The organism is Chroococcidiopsis sp. (assembly GCF_051657925.1).
GTDB lineage: Bacteria > Cyanobacteriota > Cyanobacteriia > Cyanobacteriales > Chroococcidiopsidaceae > Chroococcidiopsis.
In genome coordinates, this window is record NZ_JBOFLP010000213.1 from 1 (window position 1) to 2828 (window position 2828).

Sequence of the window (2828 nt, forward strand, 5' to 3'; positions counted from 1 at the left end):
GCTTCTATTTGTTCGCGAGTGTATCCTTGAATCTCGAATAACTCTTTCGGGTGTGGTTCGATTTCATATCCTAGTTTCTGGCACTCTAATGCCAACTCATTGCGGTAAATCCGCCCCAGCAGCATTTTATTTTGGTAAAGAATCCCGTCAGCGCGACTTTGCCACTTACCACTCGGTAGTTGAGTGACATTCATCACGATGCAATGGCTGTGCAAGTGAGGATCTAATTCTCGGCTCGTGTCGTGATGCCAAATTGCCACGGTAAGATTGCCTGTTTTTACCCTCTCACCCTTGACTCGCGTTTCGCTAAACAGCTGCTCGGCAAATGCAAGAGTGCGCTTGATGGCATGACGGTGGGCGACTTCCAGACGGCGATCGCCACCGACTAGGCAAGCGATCGACACGCTCTTTGGTGCAGCGAAGCACATATCTACCCCAGCGCGTTCTTTGGGTTGCTTTTTGCTTCGATCCTTAACTTGTTTTGGCTTCCCCCTCAGCTTTTGTTGTCCATTTGGACTCAGACCGTTGAGCAGGTTTTTATATGCTGCATCATTTTGGATCTGACTGCTTAATCCTAACTGGGTTGCACCACATCCCCACCATTCGGAATTTTTCAATGCTGTATCTTGAGGATAGTGATTCTCCTGTTGGTAATATTGTTCTCCTTGTTGAGGATTAATCGTATCTATAGTGAGCATAGTCAGGATTATTTAATCGCGAAATTTCTAAATAGTGCGATCGCTCATTCAAAATTGTCTTAACTGAATTTATTCAACAGTCGATTTAAATAGCAATATATCTTTGAAAGCTATTCAAAACAAGCTTTAGCAGAGTATTTTTCTACTCCTATGGAGCGACAGGTGCTGCTCCTTTTAGGAGCATAGCGTAGCCTCCCACAGAGGCGTAGCATTGAAGGATGGTGTGGAAGGTGTACCTTCCACAATTGAAAAACTTCACAATTGACGATAAAAATACAACGTTTTGTCCAACATAAAACACTATTTTTCAATAAAAAACTACATTGAGAAATACCGAATATACAAGTAACTAATTTCTAAGTTTTATTTAGATGAAATCCAGCGGATTTATCCAATAAAACAGCAAGAGCAAGCTAAAATTTAACTGGACAGTCCATTGGATTCCATCAGATCCGATATCGGATCGCTGGACATCCGGTCGGAAAATTTCTTCAACTGAAGGGGAATATATGGGATACACCCATGAGGATTTGCAAAAAGCAGGTCAGTGCGGTCGCAGCGTGATGTACGCTACTTTGAGGTTGTGCGGCGTATTTTCTAAAAAAGACGGCGAATATACAGAAGAGGATATGGCTCGTTTCACGCTAGCTCGGCAGATGAAGCGGGAACGCAGGAGCGATCGCGAAATTGCTGATTATTTTAAAGTCAACTTGAAATCTGCCGAACAAGAAGATGAAGAAGCAGCAGAGTACGCTGCGGCTGAAGCCGAGGAAGCAGTTGACATCGTAGACGTACAGGTGGCTGAAACGATGGTTGGGATGTATCGAGGCAGTGCGAGAAAATTTGTCACTTCCGCCCCAGCTCTAGCCATGCGCTGTATTGTTGAGGAGTTAAATTCTGAAGCCTCGCGCCAAAAGTTTAGTGAGTTACGCTCTCAATTGGAAAGTAGTGGAGGTTCGCCAACAACTTTTTTGCTCCAGATGGCACAGAACCGCCAGTTGGCAGCCTCGAATCCGACTTCTATCAGCTTGCCTGCTGCATCGACCGAATCATTCGAGACGGAACAGCACGACAGCAGCGACAGCTAGAGGCTAAAGAACAAGAGATGTCACTCTTGTTCCATGAGCTGGAGATTAAACAGCACAATTTATTTGAGAAAGGACGCTCTTTAGAGCAAAAAGAAGCATCTGTCGAACAAGCTATACAACAGCGGGTAGCACAGCAGTTAGAGCAAGAAAAGCGCAACCTGGAATTGCGCGTAGTTCAAGAGGCGGAGATTAGAGCCAAGCAGTTACTTCAAACAAGCCAGGAGTGGATACAGACCGAATTACAACGCTTGCACCTATTGCAGAAAAGAAATGATGAAGCGCGTAAGTGGTTAAATTTACTTGCAGGTATTGTTAAAAGAGCTGCCAATACCACTGCATTTTTTTTACTGTGGGGTGCTATTGCTGCATTTTGGGGTTGGTTTGGTGGACTTAACACCCCACCTGCAATAGTTTGTCAATCTCAAGTAAGTTGGTGCTACCAAATGAGAATTTGGGGATTGAAAACAGCGATCGCCAAACCAGCCGCTCCTAAATCCCAAAAAATCTGTAAAAAGCGTGTATGTGACAGGCGGAATAGTAGAAACTTTCACTCTTCACCCAAACGGCAAAAATAGCAGAATTTATCGATTGTTGGCAATCCGAAGTTTACGCACGATCTCAATTGAATTGTGCTGCAAAAGCAGAAATTGCGATCGCCTGTATTTTTGGCTCTCTTAAATCATGAATGTAGTGACTAAACTCTCATGAAATCTGATTCACTAACCATTCAGCTACTCTTTGACGATCTTGAAGTTTTGCGAATTGAAAACGGCAAGAAATTATACGAACAGCTCGTTCCAGCAAACATTACTCCTAGATTAATCCAAATGAAATGGAATGGAGAAGTTGTCTATACCATCTCTCCTCAAACTGGTGAAATTCAAGTTAATCGGCTACGAAGTTGTGAATGGATAGACGACAAAATTTAGCAACGGCTTTTGCCAACGATTTTTTAACTGGAGCAAGATTTGCCAACATAGTTGAGGCGCGGAGTAGAGCGGCTGAAATTTTAGCTCAACCGATTCAACCTGGCACTGAGCTA

Annotated in this window: 4 protein-coding genes; 3 read left to right on the forward strand and 1 reads right to left on the reverse strand. The window is 43.7% G+C overall.

Features of this window, described 5'->3' with window-relative positions:
* On the reverse strand, nucleotides 1-698 hold a 698-nt coding region (gene mobF, locus ACRC32_RS17040; RefSeq protein WP_438555084.1), incomplete at its 3' end, for a MobF family relaxase.
* 509 nt (nucleotides 699-1207) lie between these two features.
* Here mobF and ACRC32_RS17045 point away from each other — a divergent pair.
* The 3 genes from ACRC32_RS17045 (at nucleotide 1208) to ACRC32_RS17055 (ending at nucleotide 2715) form a co-directional block, all read left to right on the forward strand.
* Nucleotides 1208-1786 (forward strand): hypothetical protein, encoded by a 579-nt coding sequence (locus ACRC32_RS17045; protein ID WP_438555085.1) that lies wholly within the window; start codon nucleotides 1208-1210, stop codon nucleotides 1784-1786.
* Nucleotides 1787-1803: 17 nt separating this feature from the next.
* A complete protein-coding gene (locus ACRC32_RS17050; protein WP_438555086.1) occupies nucleotides 1804-2361 on the forward strand; it encodes a hypothetical protein in 558 nt (185 codons plus the stop codon).
* Nucleotides 2362-2490: 129 nt separating this feature from the next.
* A complete protein-coding gene (locus ACRC32_RS17055) occupies nucleotides 2491-2715 on the forward strand; it encodes a hypothetical protein (RefSeq protein WP_438555087.1) in 225 nt (74 codons plus the stop codon).
* Nucleotides 2716-2828: the final 113 nt, after the last annotated feature.

Excerpts from the sequence above, each read along its gene's own strand:
- ACRC32_RS17045 (WP_438555085.1), top strand. The coding sequence starts at position 1,208 with ATGGGATACACCCATGAGGATTTGCAAAAAGCAGGTCAGTGCGGTCGC.
- ACRC32_RS17055 (WP_438555087.1), top strand. The coding sequence starts at position 2,491 with ATGAAATCTGATTCACTAACCATTCAGCTACTCTTTGACGATCTTGAA.
- ACRC32_RS17050 (WP_438555086.1), top strand. The coding sequence starts at position 1,804 with ATGTCACTCTTGTTCCATGAGCTGGAGATTAAACAGCACAATTTATTT.